The organism is Rhodoferax sp. TH121, from assembly GCF_002251855.1.
Classification (GTDB): Bacteria; Pseudomonadota; Gammaproteobacteria; order Burkholderiales; family Burkholderiaceae_C; genus Allorhodoferax.
The window spans coordinates 759,962-779,287 of the sequence record NZ_NOXW01000020.1 but is presented as its reverse complement, the minus strand read 5'-3'; the positions used below and the strand labels follow the sequence as shown (position 1 = coordinate 779,287).

At 60.8% G+C, this 19,326-nt stretch carries 19 protein-coding genes; 12 read left to right on the top strand and 7 right to left on the bottom strand.

The genetic code is table 11. From position 1 onward, the window contains the following. Position 1: 1 nt before the first annotated feature. Both glgB and CHU94_RS09700 read right to left on the bottom strand, forming a co-directional pair. Entirely contained in the window at positions 2–2,203 is a 2,202-nt protein-coding gene (gene glgB, locus CHU94_RS09705) for a 1,4-alpha-glucan branching protein GlgB (protein ID WP_094479126.1), read from the bottom strand. 184 nt (positions 2,204–2,387) lie between these two features. Beyond that, the gene (locus tag CHU94_RS09700; protein WP_094479124.1) at positions 2,388–3,032 is read right to left on the bottom strand and encodes a hypothetical protein; all 645 of its coding nucleotides are present in this window, start codon (positions 3,030–3,032) and stop codon (positions 2,388–2,390) included. A 136-nt stretch (positions 3,033–3,168) separates the two neighbouring features. Here CHU94_RS09700 and yiaA point away from each other — a divergent pair, with 136 nt between their 5' ends. Continuing rightward, a complete protein-coding gene (gene yiaA, locus CHU94_RS09695; protein WP_094479122.1) occupies positions 3,169–3,600 on the top strand; it encodes an inner membrane protein YiaA in 432 nt (143 codons plus the stop codon). 18 nt (positions 3,601–3,618) lie between these two features. Here yiaA and CHU94_RS09690 read toward each other — a convergent pair whose 3' ends face one another. Both CHU94_RS09690 and CHU94_RS19260 read right to left on the bottom strand, forming a co-directional pair. Further along, entirely contained in the window at positions 3,619–5,997 is a 2,379-nt protein-coding gene (locus tag CHU94_RS09690) for a YgiQ family radical SAM protein (RefSeq protein ID WP_094479120.1), read from the bottom strand. Between the two features lie 113 nt (positions 5,998–6,110). Continuing rightward, positions 6,111–6,269: a hypothetical protein gene (locus CHU94_RS19260; protein ID WP_176451987.1), complete on the bottom strand. Its 159-nt coding sequence runs from the start codon at positions 6,267–6,269 to the stop codon at positions 6,111–6,113. On the opposite strand from CHU94_RS19260, the gene CHU94_RS09685 reads away from it, so the two are divergent. The 9 genes from CHU94_RS09685 (at position 6,268) to CHU94_RS09645 (ending at position 15,832) form a co-directional block, all read left to right on the top strand. After that, complete coding sequence (locus tag CHU94_RS09685; RefSeq protein ID WP_094479118.1) at positions 6,268–7,113, top strand: ABC transporter substrate-binding protein; 846 nt, start codon at positions 6,268–6,270, stop codon at positions 7,111–7,113. The genes CHU94_RS19260 and CHU94_RS09685 overlap by 2 nt on opposite strands. A 66-nt stretch (positions 7,114–7,179) precedes the next feature. Then, positions 7,180–7,866, top strand: coding sequence for an ABC transporter permease (locus tag CHU94_RS09680; RefSeq protein WP_094479116.1), 687 nt, complete (start codon positions 7,180–7,182; stop codon positions 7,864–7,866). Continuing rightward, a complete protein-coding gene (locus CHU94_RS09675; RefSeq protein WP_094479114.1) occupies positions 7,863–8,576 on the top strand; it encodes an ABC transporter permease in 714 nt (237 codons plus the stop codon). Before CHU94_RS09680 ends, CHU94_RS09675 begins: the two co-directional genes overlap by 4 nt. Positions 8,577–8,582: 6 nt before the next feature. After that, a complete protein-coding gene (locus CHU94_RS09670; protein WP_094479112.1) occupies positions 8,583–9,713 on the top strand; it encodes a succinylglutamate desuccinylase/aspartoacylase family protein in 1,131 nt (376 codons plus the stop codon). A gap of 37 nt (positions 9,714–9,750) precedes the next feature. Further along, a complete protein-coding gene (locus CHU94_RS09665) occupies positions 9,751–10,527 on the top strand; it encodes an ABC transporter ATP-binding protein (RefSeq protein WP_094479110.1) in 777 nt (258 codons plus the stop codon). Positions 10,528–10,546: 19 nt separating this feature from the next. Then, positions 10,547–12,592 (top strand): diguanylate cyclase, encoded by a 2,046-nt coding sequence (locus tag CHU94_RS09660; RefSeq protein WP_094479108.1) that lies wholly within the window; start codon positions 10,547–10,549, stop codon positions 12,590–12,592. Positions 12,593–12,598: 6 nt separating this feature from the next. Next, entirely contained in the window at positions 12,599–13,540 is a 942-nt protein-coding gene (locus CHU94_RS09655; protein WP_094479106.1) for an acyltransferase, read from the top strand. A 25-nt stretch (positions 13,541–13,565) separates the two neighbouring features. Further along, positions 13,566–14,483, top strand: coding sequence for a DMT family transporter (locus tag CHU94_RS09650; protein WP_094479104.1), 918 nt, complete (start codon positions 13,566–13,568; stop codon positions 14,481–14,483). A 194-nt stretch (positions 14,484–14,677) separates the two neighbouring features. Beyond that, positions 14,678–15,832 (top strand): FAD-binding domain-containing protein, encoded by a 1,155-nt coding sequence (locus CHU94_RS09645; RefSeq protein ID WP_369597395.1) that lies wholly within the window; start codon positions 14,678–14,680, stop codon positions 15,830–15,832. Positions 15,833–15,857: 25 nt separating this feature from the next. Here CHU94_RS09645 and CHU94_RS19255 read toward each other — a convergent pair whose 3' ends face one another. Beyond that, a complete protein-coding gene (locus CHU94_RS19255) occupies positions 15,858–16,328 on the bottom strand; it encodes a LysR substrate-binding domain-containing protein (RefSeq protein WP_176451986.1) in 471 nt (156 codons plus the stop codon). On the opposite strand from CHU94_RS19255, the gene CHU94_RS19250 reads away from it, so the two are divergent. Then, positions 16,321–16,596, top strand: coding sequence for a diguanylate cyclase (locus tag CHU94_RS19250; protein ID WP_255033894.1), 276 nt, complete (start codon positions 16,321–16,323; stop codon positions 16,594–16,596). The two genes, CHU94_RS19255 and CHU94_RS19250, sit on opposite strands and share 8 nt — an antisense overlap. On the opposite strand, the gene CHU94_RS09635 is transcribed toward CHU94_RS19250, so the two are convergent. Together CHU94_RS09635 and CHU94_RS09630 are read right to left on the bottom strand one after the other, a co-directional pair. Continuing rightward, a complete protein-coding gene (locus CHU94_RS09635) occupies positions 16,591–17,079 on the bottom strand; it encodes a MarR family winged helix-turn-helix transcriptional regulator (RefSeq protein ID WP_094479098.1) in 489 nt (162 codons plus the stop codon). The genes CHU94_RS19250 and CHU94_RS09635 overlap by 6 nt on opposite strands. Positions 17,080–17,138: 59 nt before the next feature. Then, on the bottom strand, positions 17,139–17,897 hold the full coding sequence (locus CHU94_RS09630; protein WP_094479392.1) for a 4-hydroxy-tetrahydrodipicolinate reductase: 759 nt from the start codon (positions 17,895–17,897) through the stop codon (positions 17,139–17,141). A 108-nt stretch (positions 17,898–18,005) separates the two neighbouring features. On the opposite strand from CHU94_RS09630, the gene CHU94_RS09625 reads away from it, so the two are divergent. Further along, the gene (locus CHU94_RS09625) at positions 18,006–19,322 is read left to right on the top strand and encodes a chloride channel protein (RefSeq protein WP_094479390.1); all 1,317 of its coding nucleotides are present in this window, start codon (positions 18,006–18,008) and stop codon (positions 19,320–19,322) included. Positions 19,323–19,326 lie beyond the last annotated feature (4 nt).

Below are 19,326 nucleotides of genomic sequence, written 5' to 3'. Positions count from 1 at the left end.
GTCAGGGGTCCAGGTGGCGTATAGCAGGGACTACGGGGGTAAGCAGCAGGCATGCCAGCGGAGGCAAACTCAAGACCACCGATTGGGAGCGACCATGGTCGGCCACCGCCTCAGTCGCCAGCTCGCCATTGCCCACACCGCTGCCGCCATAGACGGCGTTATCCGTATTGATCAACTCGCGCCAAGTGCCAGCATGGGGCATGCCAATGCGGTAGCCATGGCGCGGCAGAGGCGTGAAGTTGCACACCACCACCGCACATTCGCCCCGCAGGCCATGGCGTGCAAAGGCCACCACCGACTGGGAGGCATCTTCATGCGCAATCCATTCGAACCCTCCGCCCTGCACATCCTGCTGGTGCAATGCCGGGAAGGCTTGGTAGACACGGTTTAAATCCCGCACCAGACGCTGCACGCCTTGGTGGGCCGGCTTCTGCTCCAGTGACCAGGACAGCTCGGAGCCATCCGCCCATTCGGTGGGTTGGGCCAGCTCGCCGCCCATGAACAGCAGCTTCTTGCCGGGGTAGGCCCACATGAAGCCATAGAGCGCGCGCAGGTTGGCAAAGCGCTGCCATTCGTCGCCCGGCATCTTGCCCAGGAGCGAACCTTTGCCGTGCACCACCTCGTCGTGCGAGAGCGGCAGCACAAAGTTCTCGGTGAAAGCGTACATCAGCCCGAAGGTCAGCTGGTTATGGTGGTGACGACGGTGTACCGGGTCCAGCGAGGCGTACTTCAGCGTGTCGTGCATCCAGCCCATGTTCCACTTGTAGTGAAAACCCAGCCCGCCGCTTTGCAGGTCCCCACTCGGCGGGCGGCTCACGCCGGGGAAGGCGGTGGACTCTTCGGCCAGTGTGATGGAGCCGGGCCGCTCGGTGCCCACGGAGTGGTTCATGCGGCGCAGGAATTCGATGGCCTCCAAGTTTTCGCGCCCGCCATGCTTGTTGGGAATCCACTGACCTTCCTGGCGGCTGTAGTCGCGGTACAGCATGGAGGCTACGGCATCCACGCGCAGACCGTCGATACCGTAGCGCTCCAGCCAGTAGAGCGCGTTGCTGACCAAAAAATTGCGCACCTCGGTACGGCCAAAGTTGTAGATCAGCGTGTTCCAGTCCTGGTGAAAACCTTCCTTGGGGTCGGCGTATTCATACAGGTGCGTGCCGTCAAACTCGGCCAGGCCATGCGCGTCGCTGGGGAAATGCGCGGGCACCCAGTCCAGAATCACGCCCAAGCCAACCGCATGGGCTGCGTCCACAAAATACTTGAAGTCCTCCGGTGTGCCAAAGCGCGAGGTGGGGGCGAACAAGCCCAGTGGCTGGTAGCCCCAGGAACCGTCAAACGGGTGTTCGCTGACGGGCAGCAGCTCCAGGTGGGTGAAGCCCATCTCTTTGGCGTAAGGGATCAGCGTGTCAGCCAGCTCGCGGTAGCTGAGCCAGCGCCAGCCATCGGCCTTGCGCCAGGAGCCCAAATGCACCTCGTAAATGCTGATGGGTTTGTCTAACGCGTTGGCCGCAGCCCGTTCCACGCGCATGGGCAGGCGCGGCGGCAACGGGTAGACCACGCTAGCGGTGTCTGGCCGCAGCTGAGCATGGAAAGCAAAGGGGTCAGCCTTGACGGCGATTTGGCCTTGCGCGCCCAAGATCTCAAACTTGTAGAGATCACCCTGCGCAACATCAGGGATAAAGATTTCCCACACGCCACACTCGCGCCGCAAGCGCATGGGGTGTCGCCGACCATCCCACTGGTTGAACGAACCCACCACCGACACGCGGCGCGCGTTGGGCGCCCAGACTGCAAAACTCGCACCCGACACGCCGTTGATGCAGACCAAGTGTGCCCCAAGGCATTCAAACGGACGCTGGTGCGTGCCTTCGGCCAGCAGCCAGAGGTCCAAGTCTTGCAAGACCAAAGGAAAGCTGTACGGGTCGTTGATCAGCTGTTGCGGGCCGTCCACCCACTGAACCCGCAACTGGTACGCAAACGGAGCCGACTCAGCCAGCACCGTGCCAAACACTACGTCGCCTGCCAGTCGCTGCAGCGTGGCACGCACTTGGCCGCTGGCCCTGTCGACCAATTCGACTTGTTCAGCCCCCGGCAGAAGCGCATGCACTGCCAATCCATCCGGGCGGCTATGCATTCCGAGCACACTGAAAGGATCGGCGTGCTCCGCCCGCGTCAGTGCGGACAGGTCGTGGTCTTGAAGCGTCATGGTGTGGGTGCGCCAGCATCCAGGATGCCAGCGCTTGTCTCTGGTTGACGGACAGCTTAGTACATTATCAAGAGAGTTTATTTAGTCAAAACCCTTGGGCAAACACGGCAAGGCAATATGTAACCCACATTGTCGGAAGTTACCGACACATCAGAGAACAACTCGGGCCATTGCAGCATGGGTATCAGCGCTCGAATACCTTGCGCACCAGCTTGCGCATACGCGTGTGCAGTGCCAGCTGTACGTCGGGACAGCTTGTCAGGGCATGCGGCTTACCGTCGACCCACACGCGGCCAGCCAACTTGGCATCTTGGCAAATGGCGGGCTGAGGCGTGGCGGCTAAGGTGACAGCCAAATCCAGAGATTCTTTGCGCAGACGCTGTATTCGTTGCACATCGGACACATAGTTGCGCTCCAGATGCACCACTTCAAGGCGCTCAGCCCCTTGCGCGTCACGCACTATGCGACACCGACCATAGTCGCGCGGCAAAGCCAAGCGCAGCCACAAACGACCGTTGGGTTTTAGCACCTGCCCATCGATCAAGGTGAAGCTGCGCTTGTCCTGATCAAACACAAAGATGGAATACAGCCCGGTTTGCGGGTTCTGGTCAGCAACGTCAACATAACCATTGCGCAAGGATCGCACCTCTTCGGGCGATTGGTAGTGCTCAGTCTTGCTGGCCGTACAGCGTTCCGTCAAGCTGTCCAGCGTACTGGCTTCGTATTGCTGCAGTGCTTGTGGGCTGTTGTTGAACTGCACCGGTGGCTGCGCCAGTACCGCGCCGTGCACCAGCACAAAGATTGCATATCGCGTGATTACCCTGATCATTTTTGTAATATTGCCGTGCAATTTATTGAGAGAATGGCGACGGCAAATTTTGCCTCCCATAACAATAGCTTAGCGCCTTACAGGCAGCGGCAACTCTTGGTTTGTAATCATCGTCCCTTACTGTCACACCATCACCATGAAAACTTCGATCCAGTTTCCACAATCCTCCTCGGGCGCATACGTAGGCGCCACCTTTGCCTGCCTGGGCTTGGGCACGGCCGGTTTTCTGCTGGGTTTGTGGAACGCTGAAATGCAGCTGAACGAAAAAGGCTACTACTTCACCTTGCTGGCTTTCGGATTGTTTGCCGCTGTCTCGCTACAAAAGTGTGTACGTGACAAGCTCGAAGGCATTCCGGTGTCTGGCGCCTACTATGGCATTTGCTACGGCGCCGTGGGCCTGTCACTGCTCTTGCTGGCCACAGGCCTGTGGAACGCCACCCTGCTGCTGTCAGAAAAAGGGTACTACGCCATGTCGTTTGTGCTGGCCTTGTACGCCGCCGTCACGGTGCAAAAAAATGTGCGCGACAAAAAGGCCCAAGGCGCCAGCGAGAGCAGCGCACTGGAGTAAGCAACCCCGCTGAGCCGCTCAGCGCGGCTTGCGGTTCAGTTTGGCACTGGGCTTGGCCGAACCGGTCACGCGCGGGGGCAAACCAGTGTGCTGGGTGAGCATGCGGCCTTTGACGGGTTTTACAGGCGTCGACGCCTTGGCTGGCGCCGCGGTCGAGTTTTTCTTGCGGGCACTTTGGTAGCCGCCATCGGTCAGCGGCTGGAAGGTAGGGATCAGGTGGTGCTTGCCATTGCCGATCAGATCTGCCCGCCCCATCGCCTTCAGCGCTTCGCGCAACACCGGCCAGTTATTGGGGTCGTGGTAGCGCAGAAACGCCTTGTGCAGGCGACGGCGTTTTTCACCCCGCACGATGTCCACAGTCTCGTCCTCACTCTGCGCGGTACGGTGCACGCGCTTGAGGGTGTTGCGGCCTGAGTGGTACATGGCCGTGGCCGTGGCCATGGGGCTGGGGTAGAAGGTCTGTACCTGGTCCGCGCGAAAGCCATTTTTCTTGAGCCAGATGGCCAAGTTCATCATGTCTTCATCCGTGGTGCCGGGGTGGGCGGCAATGAAGTACGGAATCAGGAACTGCTTCTTGCCCGCCTCGGCACTGAACTTCTCGAACAACTGCTTGAACTTGTCATAGCTGCCGATGCCCGGCTTCATCATCTTGGTCAGCGGGCCCTGCTCGGTGTGCTCAGGCGCGATCTTGAGATAGCCGCCCACGTGGTGCTGCACCAGTTCTTTCACATACTCCGGGCTCTTCACGGCCAAGTCATAGCGCAGGCCAGAACCTATCAGGATTTTCTTGATGCCCTTGAGCGCGCGCGCACGGCGGTAAATTTTGATCAGCGGGTCGTGGTTGGTGGTCAGGTTCTGGCAGATGCCGGGATAGACGCAGCTCGGTTTGCGACAAGCCGCCTCGATCTCGGGGCTGCGGCAGCCCAGGCGGTACATATTGGCTGTGGGGCCGCCCAAGTCGGAAATGGTGCCGGTAAAGCCCTTGACCTTGTCGCGGATGTCTTCGACCTCTTTGATGATGGACTCTTCCGATCGGCTCTGGATGATGCGACCTTCGTGCTCGGTGATGGAGCAGAAGGTGCAGCCGCCGAAGCAGCCACGCATGATGTTCACACTGAAACGGATCATTTCCCAGGCCGGGATTTTGGTCGCACCGTCGTGGCTGCCGTTTTCGTCAGCGTAGCTGGGGTGCGGGCTGCGGGCGTAGGGCAGGTCAAACACCATGTCCATCTCGGCCGTGGTCAACGGGATGGGCGGTGGGTTGATCCAGACGTCGCGCGCCGTTGCGCCCTCCCCGTGTGCCTGCACCAAGGCACGGGCATTGCCGGGATTGGTCTCCATGTGCAGCACGCGGTTGGCGTGGGCGTAGAGGATGGGGTCGCTCTTGACCTGCTCGTAGCTGGGCAGGCGAATGACCGAGCGTTCGCGCGGCGGCACCTTGTACTTGCCCAGGCCATGCAACGCGGGGTTGGGTACAAAATTCAAGGGTTTTATGCCTTCAGCCCGCATGGATACTGCGCGAACAGCTCCTTCTTTTGTAGCTTTTTCTGCCACCCGCTGGGCTTCGTCTTCCTTGGAACAGGTGGCGCCATTGGCGCTTGCCTGCTCCGAGGTCGTCATGTAGGGGTTGATGTGGGCTTCCACGCGACCCGGCTCGTCCACCGTGGTGGAGGTGATCTCGAACCAGCCTTCCGGCGTTTCGCGGCGGAAGAAGGCGGTACCGCGCACGTCGGTGATCTGCTCCACCGGCTCCTTAGCAGCAAGCCGGTGGGCGATTTCGACAATCGCGCGCTCAGCATTGCCGTACAGCAACAGATCGCACTTGGCATCCACCACAATGCTACGGCGCACCTTGTCGCTCCAGTAATCGTAGTGGGCGATGCGGCGCAAGGAACCTTCAATGCCGCCCAAGATGATGGGGGTGTCTTTGAAGGCTTCGCGGCAGCGTTGGCTGTAGACGATGGCGGCACGGTCGGGGCGTTTACCGCCCACGTCGCCTGGCGTGTAGGCGTCGTCACTACGAATTTTGCGGTCCGCGGTATAGCGGTTGATCATGGAATCCATGTTGCCCGCGGTCACGCCCCAGAAAAGATTGGGCTTGCCCAGCACCTTGAAGGCCTCAGCACTGGTCCAATCGGGCTGGGCGATGATGCCGACCCGGAACCCTTGCGCTTCGAGCATGCGACCAATCACTGCCATGCCAAAACTGGGGTGGTCCACATAGGCGTCACCCGTGACCAAAACAATATCGCAGCTGTCCCAGCCCAGCTTGTCCATCTCCGCACGGCTCATGGGTAGCACTGGGGCCGTGCCAAAACGAGCGGCCCAGTACTTGCGGTAGCTGGACAGCGGCTTGGCAGCGCGCGCGAAAAAAGAGACGTCGACTGGGGCGTTCATGGGGGAATCCGGGGGTAACCCTAGAGTGTAAGGTTTTGCATTACCCAATGCATTTTTCAGGGACAAACGGCAGGGCGCATACAAAGCGCAATCGGAACTTTGCAGGCCACTTGTCAGCCGAAAGCGCGAAATGCCTGAATTTCCACGGTAAAAACCCCAATGCACTGTCGTGGGGCGGCATCAAATTTGCTCTGCTTAGCCCGTAGAATGATTTTTCTTACATTTTCAAACCGCCGGGAATGCGTTTCCGGTATTCCAAAGGACTTATTCATGAAGAAACTCCTGCTGGCACTGGCAGTGACCTCCGTTTTGGCTGCCTGTGGCAAAAAAGAAGAAGCTGCTCCTGCAGCGCCTGCTGCCCCCGCATCGGCCCCCGCTGCTGCAGCCCCCGCACCTGAAGTGGGGCCCCTCAAAGTCGCTATCGATCCGACCTACGAACCGTTCACCTTCAAATCGGCAGACGGTCAACCTACAGGCTTTGACGTGGAGATCGCCAACGCCCTGTGCGAGCAGATCAAGCGCAAATGCGAGTTCGTGGAGCAAGTCTGGGACAGCATGATTCCCGGCCTGAACGCCAAGAAATACGACGTCATCATTTCTTCCATGTCCATCACCGACGATCGCCTGAAGGAAGTGGATTTCACCGACAAGTACTACAACACCCCCAGCCGCCTGGTGCTGAAAAAAGGTGTGAAGTTCACAGACGCAGCCTCCATCAAAGGCAAGAAGATTGGTGTTCTGAAGGGTTCCACCCAAGAGAAATACGCCCTGGGCGACCTGAAGCCTGCTGGCGTGATCGTGAACTCCTACGAAGCCCAAGACCAGGTCTACCTGGACATCAAGTCCGGCCGTCTGGACGGTACTGTGGCCGACTACATGGAAGTCACCGGTGGTTTCCTCTCCAAGCCTGAAGGCGCCAAGTACGAACTGGTCGGTCCTGACCTGAAGGATCCCAAGTATTACGGCTATGGCGCTGGTATCGCCTTGCGCAAAGGCGAAGACAAGCTCAAGGCCGAGTTGAACGACGCGATCAAGGCAATCCGTGGCAACGGCACCTACAAGACCATCAACGACAAGTACTTTGCCAAGTACAACATCGACGTTTACGGCGAATAACCTTGTAACCGCTCACCACAACGGGGCGCATGTTTGCGCCCCGTTGTGTTAATTGCCCAGCCCCTCATGAATGCTTATTACGTCGCCATCCTGCAAGGCTCGGTCCTGACAGTCGGCGTCTCGCTCTGTGCACTGCTGGTCGCCATTGTGCTGGGCCTGCTGGGCGCCAGCGCCAAACTCTCCGGCCGCCCGTTGTTGGGCACCGTGGCGGCAACGTACACCACCGTCATCCGGGGTGTTCCCGATCTGGTTGTCATGCTGCTCGTGTTCTACGGCGGAACCATCGGACTCAACCACCTTCTTGAACTCGCCGGTAGCAAGGCTACTGTCGACATCAACCCCTTTTTGGCCGGCGTGCTCACACTGGGCTTTATCTATGGTGCCTACATGACGGAAACTTTCCGCGGCGCCATTCTCGCCATCCCCAAAGGCCAGATGGAAGCTGCGGTCGCCTACGGCATGCATCCCGTGCAGGCATTCTTGCGCATCACCCTGCCGCAGATGGTGCGCTACGCCCTGCCCGGCTTCACCAACAACTGGCTGGTGTTGATCAAATCCACCGCGTTGGTCAGCCTGATTGGCTTGAAGGAAATGACCTACCTCTCGAAACAAGCCAGTGCGGCCACGCGCTCGCCGTTTGCATTCTTCCTGTTCACTGCCGCCCTGTTCCTCGTGTACACCACCATTTCACTGTACGCACTGCGCAAACTCAATGCGCGCTACAGCTTGGGCACCAAGCGGGGTGAACTATGAAATGGCATGTGATCTTTGAGCCCCAGAATCTGGAGCTCTACGCCACCGGTATCCTCACCACGCTGGGGCTACTGTTCTCCTCGCTGGGCATTGGCGCCATCCTGGCACTGATTTTTGCGCTTTTGCTGACTGGCCCATGGGCCCCGTTGCGCTGGATCGTTGGGGCCTACACCTACGTCATCCGTGGCACGCCGCTGCTGATTCAGGTTTACCTCATTTACTACGGTCTGGGTCAACTCGAATGGATCCAGGCGCGATGGGATGATGTATGGCCCTGGACACATTTCAAAGAACCCTTCTTCTGCGCCCTGTTGGCGTTCAGCCTCAACACCGCAGGCTACACCGCTGAAATGCTGGCAGGCGCCATCCGCGAAACAGCAGCGGGCGAGATTGAGTCCGCCCAGGCTTACGGCATGAGCCGGTTTCAAGTCATGCGCCACATCGTGCTGCCCAGTGCGCTTCGCCGCACCCTGCCGGCCTACAGCAACGAGGTGGTCATGATGCTGCAAAGCACCAGCCTGGCCAGCGCCGTTCCCAGCATGCTGGACGTCACAGCAGCGGCCAGCCGGGTCTACTCGGACTACTACCTGCCGTTTGAAGCCTATCTTGCCGCTGCAGTGATTTACCTGATTGCGTCCTTCTGCCTGATCGGCATCTTCCGGCTGGCAGAGAAACGCTTCCTGGCCTACCTGGCTCCCCGCACGCACTGAACCGCCATGCAACGCATTGACCACCCCTTGCTCTCCAACAGCCTGGGCAGCCACCGCAGCCTGAGCAGCTTTCACTACGGAACGCGGGGCCAGGGCCCCAAGGTCTACATCCAAGCGAGCCTGCACGCCGAAGAGCTGCCAGGCATGCTAGTGGCCCACCACCTGCGGTCTTTGCTAGATGCTGCAGACGCGGCCGGCCAGATTCAGGGAGAAGTCATCCTGGTCCCCGTGGCCAATCCAATTGGCCTGGCCCAGCGCGTGGACCACAAGCCGATGGGCCGCTTTGAGCTGGCCAGCAGCGAAAATTTCAACCGCCACTACCCGGACATGGCCAAGGCTGTGTTCCAGGAAATCAAGGCCCTGATAGGGCCGGATGCCGCTGAGAACGTGGCCACAGTCCGCCGTGCCATGGCCGCCTACCTGCGCCAGTGGCAACCCGGCACCGAACTGCAAAGCCTGCGCCGCACGCTGCTGATCTTGGCCCATGACGCCGACTACGTGCTGGACCTGCACTGCGACTGCGAAGGCGTGATGCATTTTTATACCGAGGAACCCTGCTGGCCCCAGCTGGCGCCCTTGGCCCATCTGCTCAAGGCCCGCGCCATCCTGCTGGCCAAAAACTCGGGCAGTGGCCCGTTCGACGAATGTTTGTCAGGCGCTTGGTGGCAACTTGCGGAAGCCCTGCGCGCTGAGGGTATTTCTGCGCCCCTGCCGCAGGGCTGCAACAGCACCACCATCGAGTTGCGCGGCGAAGCCGATGTCACCCACGCCTGGGCCCAAGAGGATGCGCAAGCGGTCCGGGCTTTCTTGCAGCACATCCAGGTGCTGGCCTGCTCACAACCACCATTGATTCCAGCTGCCCTCTGCCCGGCAACGCCTTTGGCAGGCTCAGAGACCCTGCGTACCCCGGTGCCAGGCGTAGTGGTCTACCTGGCCGACGTTGGCCAGGCGCTGCGCGTGGGTGATTTGGTGGCCGACGTAATTGATCCGATCGCCAATACCACCCACCGCGTGGTGGCTGGTGTCGATGGCATCTTCTATGCCCGCGTGCGCGATCGTTACGCCCTTTCCGGCGCCGAAATCGGCAAGATAGCCGGTGCCACCCCCTTCCGAACTGGCGAACTGCTGGGAGCATAAGCCCGCAGCATCGCCACCTTACGCCCCCGTTTGCACCATGACTACCAAGCCCCTCAAACTCCAGGTCGAAAACATCCACAAGCGCTTTGGCAGCAACGAAGTGCTCAAAGGTGTTTCCTTAACAGCCCATGCAGGTGATGTGATTAGCATCATCGGCAGCTCTGGCTCCGGCAAAAGCACCTTCCTTCGCTGCATCAACATGCTGGAAAAGCCTCACCAGGGCCGCATCCACGTCGCAGGGGAAGAACTGCTGCTGCACCCTGACACCAAGGGTGAACTTCAAGCGAAAGACCCCAAGCAACTGCAGCGCCTGCGCACCAAACTGGCCATGGTGTTTCAGCATTTCAACCTTTGGGCCCACATGACGGTGCTGCAGAACATCATCGAAGTCCCGGTACATGTGCTGGGCATACCCAAAGAACAGGCAGTAGAGACGGCCCGCAAGTACCTCACCAAGGTGGGCTTGTCGGGTGTGGAAGACCGCTACCCAGCCCACATGAGCGGTGGCCAGCAGCAACGCGTGGCGATTGCGCGTGCGCTCGCCGTGGAACCCGAAGTCATGCTGTTTGATGAGCCGACCAGCGCACTCGATCCCGAACTGGTGTCCGAAGTGCTCAAGGTTATGAAAAATCTGGCCCAGGAAGGCCGCACCATGGTGGTGGTCACCCATGAAATGGGCTTTGCCCGCGAAGTAGCCAACCACCTGGTCTTTTTGCACAAGGGCCAGGTAGAAGAGGAAGGCCATCCGACCGAAGTACTGGCACGCCCCAAGAGCGAACGTTTGGCCCAGTTTTTGTCCGGCAGCCTGAAGTAGAGCCAGAGGGCCTCCGCCCATGCCCACCAGCGCAAGCTCCAGCCTCTTTGAGCAGCTGCCAATCGGGGCGTACCGCAGTAGCCCAGAGGGAAAATTGCTGCAGGTGAACATGGCCTTCCTGCGGCTCAATGGCTATAAGAGCCAAGAGGAGATGCAGGCCGATCCTGAGGCGCACCGCAACCCCTACATCCAACCACAGCGGCGCGAGCGATTTGCCGAGCTCATGCACGAGCACGGACAAGTCACCAACTTTGTATCCGAGATGGCCCGGCTCAAAACGGGTCAGACCATGTGGGTGCGTGAACATGCGCACGCTGTGCGCGACGAACAGGGCACACTGCTGTTCTACGAGGGCACCGTGGAGGACATCACGGCTGAACGCGCCTCACGCGCCGCATTGCGCAAAAACGAAGCCCTGTTGCGCAACCTGTTGCTCACTATTCCCTTCCAAGTGTGGCTCAAAGACATCGACGGCGTCTACCTGATCTGCAACGACGCTTTTGCCGCCACACTGGGTGTTCCCCCTGAGGACATTATTGGCACGCGTGACGCACACTGGCTCGACGACCAAGTGGTGGAAATATTTACCGCCTCGGACCGGTGGGCCATCCAGGCCGGCAAGGCCGTCACCTTCGAAGACAACACCCCCACCCAAATCAACCCGCACGGGGACCTGTTCGAGGTCACCAAAACCCCCATGCGCGACGGACAAGGACACATCATTGGTGTGCTGGGCGTTGCCCGCAACATTCAGGAGCGCAAGGTGGCCGAGGCTCTGCTGCGCGACACCACCGAGCAGTTGGAGCTGGCCATCATGGGCGCCGACCTGGGCCGGTGGGACCACGACCTGACCAGTGAACGCGGCTACTACCTGGACGAGCGCGCCTGCCAAATGCTGGGCCGAGATCCTAAAGAAAGTGAGCAGGCCCGTGCTTGGGGCCACTTGGTCCACCCGGATGATCTGGCCTCCGCCATGCAGGCCATGCGCGCCCACCTGACCGGTGCCGCCCCGGCCTACCAGGCTGAATACCGCGCGCGCCACACCGATGGGCGCTGGATGTGGCTCAGCAGCCGGGGCAAAGTGGTGCAATTCAGCAAAGACGGCGCGCCACAGCGGATGGTGGGCACACTGATGGACATCTCCGGCCGCAAGCAGGCCGAGGCGCAGCTGCACGCCACCCAGGCGGAATTGCAAGCCACGCTGACCGCCATGCCAGATCTGTTGTTTGAATTCAGCGCAGCAGGACATTACCGCGCAGTACATAGCCGCAACACAGCCTTGCTGGCACACGCTCCGGAAGTACTGATGGGTTGTACGGTCAATGAGGTGCTGCCCAAGGATGCAGCTGACGCCTGTATGTCAGCCCTGCAGGAAGCCCGAACAACCGGGGGTTCCCACGGCAAGCAGTACAGCCTGGAGCTGCCCGCCGGCAAGCTGTGGTTTGAATTGTCCGTGGTACGCAAACCCACGGTTCCGGGCGAGGAAGAGCGGTTTATTGCCATTGCCCGAGACATCAGCGAACGCAAGAGCGCCGAGGAAGCGATACGCCACCTCGCCTTCCACGACACGCTGACTGGCCTGCCCAACCGCCGCCTGCTGACCGACCGACTGCAGCAAGCCATGGGCGCCAGCCAACGCAAAGGCGAACACGGGGCGCTGATGTTCCTCGACCTGGACCAGTTCAAGCAGCTCAACGACACGCATGGCCACGATGTGGGCGACCTGCTGCTGCAAGAGGTGGCTCGGCGCCTGCAGCAAAGCATCCGCGCAGTGGACACGGTGGCGCGACTGGGTGGCGACGAGTTTGTGGTGCTGATCCAGGACCTCAGTCCAGACTTTGAGGAGGCGCGCCTGCACGCTACCACGGTGGGTCACAAAATCCTGGCCAGCCTGAATGAGCCGTACGCGCTCAAACAAACCCTACACACCACGACCCCCAGCATCGGCATTACACTGTTCAAAGGCGAAAGCGCTGCCCCCAGTGAGCTGTTGAAACAAGCCGATACCGCCATGTACCAGGCCAAGGCCCGTGGCAGAAACACGCTGTGTTTCTTTGAACCCTGAGAATCCATGCTGAACTTCCTGCCTGCGCCCCTTTTGGGGGCCCTTGCATTTACCCTGCTGCTGCTCAACATCCTGTGCTGGGTGCCACTACTATTTGTGTTGGCCGCCGTCAAACTGGTGCTGCCCTTCAGGGCCGTACGTCTGGCGCTGGACCCTGTCATTCTGTCGATTGCCGAAGGCTGGATAAGCTGCAACAGCGGCTGGATGCGCCTGACCCAGCGCACCGTGTGGGATGTGCAGGGCATTGACGGGCTGGAGCCGCACAGCTGGTACATGGTGAGCAGCAACCACCAGTCCTGGGTGGACATCTTTGCCCTGCAGCATCTGCTGAACCGCCGGATTCCACTGCTTAAGTTTTTCCTCAAGCAGCAGCTCATCTGGGTGCCCATCATGGGTCTGGCGTGGTGGGCGCTCGAATTCCCCTTCATGCGCCGCCACAGCGAAGCCTTCCTCAAAAAGCACCCCGAGATGCGCGGCAAGGACCAGGAAACCACCCGCAAGGCCTGCGCCAAGTTCTCCCTTATACCGACCAGCGTGATGAACTTTCTGGAAGGCACCCGCTTCACCACAGCCAAACACGCCCAGCAGCAATCGCCCTACCAGTACCTGCTCAAACCCAAAGCCGGTGGCTTGGCACTGGCACTGCAGGCCATGGGGGACAAATTCCAGTCCATTCTGGACGTAACGATTTACTACCCCGAAGGCGTTCCCACGTTCTGGGGGTTTCTCTGCGGCAAGGTGCACCGCGTGGTGGTGCGCGTGCACGCCATCCCCGTTCCGCCCAGGCTCGTGGGCGGCGACTACGGGCAAGACCCAAAATTCCGCGCCGACTTCTCCGCCTGGGTAGCCGAGCTCTGGCGCGCGAAGGACAGCCAACTCGCTGCCCTGCACCAAGCAGACGTAGCGCCTTCAGCGGCTGACACTTCTTCCACTTCCGTGCACGGCTAAGCCGCGCACGCTTCTTTTTACCGCCGTGTCTTTTTTTACCCGTCCACGCACCGTTTTTGTTCTCGCAGGCCTGTGCTGTCTGCTCTGGGGTAGTGCCTACCCCGCCATCAAGCAAGGTTACGCACTGCTAGAGATCGGCCGCGGTGACCTTGCCGAACAAATGCTATTTGCCGGCTACCGCTTTGTCGGCGCCGGGCTCTTGCTGCTGGTATTTGCAAAACTGTCTGGCAAAGCGCTCTTGCTGCCGCGCGCACAGACCGGCCAGGTCGCACTGCTGGGGGTCTTGCAGACCACGCTGCAGTACATCTTTTTCTACATCGGCCTGGCTCACACCACGGGAGTCAAAGGATCCATCCTCAATGCATCTGGCGTGTTCTTCAGCGTGCTTCTGGCGCATTTTGTGTACCACAACGACACCCTCACCTGGCGCAAGCTGCTGGGGTGCGCGTTGGGCTTTGCCGGGGTGCTGGCGGTAAACATCGGCGGACTGCTGGGCGGCGCGGCTACCGAGGGTGAATTCACGCTGCTTGGGGAAGGCTTCATCGTGCTGGCCGCGTTGGTGCTGTCCTCCGCGTCCCTGTACGGCAAGCGCATCTCCCAGGGCATGGACTCGGTCGTCATGACCGGCTACCAGCTTGGCATCGGCGGCGTGGTGCTGGTGCTGATTGGCTGGGTCGCAGGCGGCCACATTGCAGCGTTCACGCTCGCGCCCAGCCTGCTGCTGGTCTACATGGCACTGCTATCGGCCGTCGCGTTTGCCCTGTGGGGCGTGCTGCTCAAATACAACCGGGTCAGCACCGTAGCGGTCTACAACTTTCTGATTCCCGTGTTTGGCGCCTGCCTGTCGGCGCTGTTTCTGGGCGAGTCCCTGCTGGAGTGGAAGTACCTTGTGGCACTGCTGCTGGTCAGCGTTGGCATCTGGTGGGTTACACAAGAAAAGTAGTCGAAATTCCTGTAGATACTGCGCAAGCAGCTCCTGATTTTGTAGCAATATCCTGACATAGGTGATTCACCGTGAAGCGAATGCACCACACCGGAGCCCCCGCCCAAGGCCTGCCTGCGGTTGACACAGAGCCAGCGTTCGATCCGGGCCCTCTGTTGCCCACATTGGCAGCCGCGCACCAACGGATAAGAGCGGTGAACCCAGAGCGTTATGCCCGCACCCGCAATGCGCTGGATGGCGCAGTCAGCGGGTTGTCTCCGTATATCAGCCATGGCTTTGTCAGCTTGGCCGAGGTGCTGACCGCAGTCAACGCTGTCCACGCGATCGACATTCAACACAAGTTTGTTTACGAGCTGGGCTGGCGCGCGTTTTACCGCCACGTCTGGCAACACCGGGGCGCGGATATCTTCCGCTCCCTGCACGAAGGCCCCCTGCCCGAGCAGGCCTACACTCCCGAGTTGCCCGCCGACGTTCGCGAAGGCCGCACCGGCGTGCCGGTCGTGGACATGGCGGTACACACCCTCTATGCCACTGGCACCTTGCACAACCACGCGCGCATGTGGCTGGCCAGTTATGTGGTCCATCTGCGCAAGGTGCATTGGCGGGCCGGCGCGGACTGGCTGTATGCCCACCTGCTCGATGGCGACCTGGCCAGCAACCACCTGAGCTGGCAATGGGTGGCAGGCACTGGCAGCAGCAAGCCTTACCTCTTCAATGCCGACAGCGTAGCGCGCTTCGCCCCGCCGCCTTGGCACAGCCCGGGCAGCGCCATCGACACCTCCTACGAAGCCTTGGACCTCTTGGCACGTGGCCCGCTGGCGTTGGCAACCCCGCCACTAGACGTGCCACCAGTGGCACTGCACGCAGAGCCGGATCGACACACCCAACCGCCGAGTGCGCTGGGTGCCACGCCCCCAAATGCCACACAAGTCGCGGGGCGTGATGTATGGTTGGTCCACCCTTGGAGCCTGGGTGAACTACCTGCCGATCTGGCACCAGACACCCTTGTACTGGGGCTGTACCTGGGCGACTTTCACCGTGCGAGGCCGTGGAGCGAACGACGCTGGCGCTTTGTGGGGACCCGCATGGCGGCTCTCACTCCAGTTTGCTGGTACGGCGACGCGGCCGCCGTAGGCCAAGCCTTGGCTGCCGCCCGCACGGTACGCAGCACGGCCGAGCCTCACCTAAGCCACTGGCTAGTACCGTGGGCCACCTGCACACCCGAGCCAACGCTGTTTCCCACCGTCGAACAGTCCTGCGCCTCTTTCTCGCAATGGTGGAACCGGACGACCCGCGGTCTGCACACAGCGGCCGACTTGCTGGCCCGGCTGGCGCACAAAAACGCCTGATTGGCGCCGGGGTAGACAAGCTGCGTTACGGCACCTGGCATCGCTGCACCAACCAGCTGCGAAAAGCCAGCATGGCATCGGACTCGCGTCGCGTCTTCAGGCGTGTCAGCCAGTAGCTGCCCAGCTCCACCTGGGCCTCGAACAAGCGCACCAGGCGTCCGCCCTGCAGGTCGCGGCTGAACAGACGCACCGGCAGCAAGGCCACCCCAGCACCCTGCGCAGCAGCATCGGCCAGTACCAGGGAGGAATCAAACATCGGGCCCGTCAACCGCGGTGGCGCCAGCCCTGCCGCCTGGAACCAAGCGCCCCACTCGTCCGCACGGTACGAGCGCAGCAAGGTTTCACGCCCTAAATCACGCAAGGTGTGGATCCGGCTGGCCACCGAGGGGGCACACACCGGTGCCAGGGGAGCCGACAAGAGCGGCACCGCCTCGGTGCCATGTGTGCGCGACTCCGACACCGTGGCACGTTTTGGAGGCGACGAGTTCGTGGTCATTCTGAACAGCCAGCAAGACCATGAGACACACGCGTCTGCCTGGGTCGAAACCGTGATGCAAAAAATCATCGACAGTCTGGCCCGTCCCTACCAGCTATCGGATATCACCCACATCTGCACCACCAGCGTGGGCGCCACCATCTACACGGGCCAGCCTTGCTCTGCCGGCGATCTACTACGCCAGGCCGACCAGGCCATGTACGACGCCAAAATTGCAGGCAAAAACCGGTATAGGCTGTTTGCGTACGGAACCGTCAGTACCCTATAGATGCGCCAGCGGGATGTTGCCAGCCTCATCATCTGCCGCCAACAACACCACCAGCTTGGCCAGATCACGGTTCAGGTTGTTCAAGGTTGCATCGTCCAGCTGCCGCAAGGCATCGGGTAGCACGCCTTCGAATGGGCCGGGCATTTTCTTCAAGGCTTTCTTGCCTTCGGGCGTCACACGCAATTCCACCACACGCTTGTCCTGTTCGGACTTCAGCATGGTGATCAGCTCTTTCTTCAGCAGCACCTTGATCAGGTTACTGGCGGTGGACTGGTGAATGTCCATGCGGGTAGCAATTTCCCCCACACCCAAGCCGGGGTGCTGCCGAATCAAACTCAACGCCCAGACTTGGGCGCCGCCCAGACCGGTGTCTGTCTCTACCTGCCTGAAATGCGTGCGGACTGCATTGAACACCACACGAAATTGCCGCAGCGCCAGCGCGGCGGGGTCGATAGGGTTGGTGGATGGCAGGGAGGCTTTCATGAACACACCGGGCTGTGGAAGGTGCCCGCATCATAAATCGCCCCCTCGCCACAGAGCGGCTAGTCCGCTGTAGCAGCGCCGGTCAGCAAGTGCGCACGCACCCGCTTCATCAGCAAGTCATCAAAGGTGTAAAAACCGGGCGCACAGTGGCGCAATTCGTTCAGGGCAAACGCAGCCCCGGTACCAAAGGCCTCCCGCTTGATGGAGTCGTGAATGAGCCGCACGGTTTGGTACGGAAAACCGAATATCACCTCGTGGTGCCCCACGATGCCCCCCAGGCGCATGGACGTGATTTTGTCGCCGCCCACGTCCAAGCTCTCGGCAATCTTTTTGGCCGTGCCAGACACCTCCGGTTTGTCCCGAAAATGCTGCTCCAAAATCTCCACATCGGCGAACGGCGCAATCTCGCGCAGCAGGCGCGCGGCCATGATCAAAAAGTTGATACCCACGGTGATGTTGGGCGAACACAGCACCCGCGTGTGTGTTCCCAGTGCACGGATGGCCGCCAGCTGCGCGTCGTCGTAGGACGAAATGGCCGTAACCAGCATCAGCCTGCGGCGCGCCACTTCATCTGCGTAAATAGCCGCCGATGCCGCGTTCGAAAAATCCACCAAAGCATCCACCGGGTGCTGGTCCAGCCAGTCCGCCAGGCTGTCTTTGGACAACGCGGTGACGGGAACACGGGCGTCACCCAGCGTTACCGCAGCTGGAGTACCGCTGCGCGTGGCAATCCACTGCAGCGCGTAGCGCGGGTCTTCACTCAACACCTGGGCCACTGCGCTGCCCGCCTTGCCGTATCCGATCAATCCCACTTTCATAGGTGTCTCCTCGGGTTGTTCGTTTTTCAAATACATTTGTGCAAATATAACAAATTACATTTGTATCAATGTATGATTTGCAAAAACACCCCCACGGGCAGCCAGACAATGCGACCGCACCCCCATATTTATTCGGCCTTCCGCAACGAGCTATACGACGTCCACCTGTGGCGTGGCCGCGCCCTGTTTATCGCCTTTGCCGCGCTGGCGGGGCTTTCCGTGGTGGGCTTCACCTGGCTCAGCGAGCACGCGCTCGCCCTCTTCTTCTCCCTGCAATCCAGCTATTGGTGGGCCCCCTTGCTGTGGACGCCACTCACCGCAGCAGCCATCGTGTGGGTCACTCGGCGCTACGCGCCTGGCGCAGCCGGGTCCGGCATTCCGCAAGTGATGGCGGCACAAGACCCCAGCGTGAACGACAACACACGCGGCCTATTTGTATCCCTGCGCCTGGCAGTGGCCAAGGTGGTGCTCACCGCTTGGGGGCTGCTGGGCGGTTTGTCACTGGGGCGCGAAGGTCCGTCGGTGCAGATTGCAGCGGGTGTGATGCACAGCGTACGCCGCTGGTTGCCCAAGCGCTCCCAGATCAGTGAACACAGCTTGCTGGTGGCGGGAGGTGCAGCCGGCATTGCTGCGGCCTTCAATACGCCTCTGGGCGGCGTGATGTTTGCCATTGAAGAGCTCACCCGCAAACCGGAACAGCGCAACCACGGCCTCACCATTGCCGCCATCGTGCTGGCGGGACTGATGGGTATCTCGGCCTACGGGAATGGCAGCTACTTTGGTGTCATCAAGGTAGAGGGGTTTGGCTGGAATGCGCTGCTACCGGGCATCCTGGTATCGCTGGCCTGCGGCCTTCTGGGCGGTTTGTTTGCCCGCTTGCTGGTGGTGTCATTGGCCGGCAATTCACTGGACTGGTTCAGCGCGCAGCGCAGGGCACGGCCGGTGGCCTTTGCCGCAGCATGCGGGTTAAGCATTGCCGTGATTGGCGTGGTTACAGCGGGCGACACCTTTGGCAGCGGCTACGCGCATACGAAAGCCTCACTGGAGAACACCGGTGACACCAGCTCCCTGTATGTGCTGCTCAAGTTCGTGACCACCTGGCTCACCGCCTGGGCGGGCGTACCCGGTGGCATCTTTGCACCCTCGCTGGCCATTGGTGGCGCGGTGGGCGGCGATGTGGCGCAATGGACTGCGTACGCCAACCCGCCCACCCTCATCGCCTTGGGCATGGCCGCTTTTTTGGCCGCAGTCACCCAAGCCCCGCTCACCGCGTTCATCATCGTCATGGAAATGGTGGACGGCCACGCCCTGGTGCTGAGCCTGATGGCCAGCGCCCTGTTTGCCAGTGCCGTGTCGCGCCTTATCAGTGCGCCCTTGTACACGTCGCTGGCAGAACTACAACTCACCCGCCTGCCCAAAGCCTGAGGTT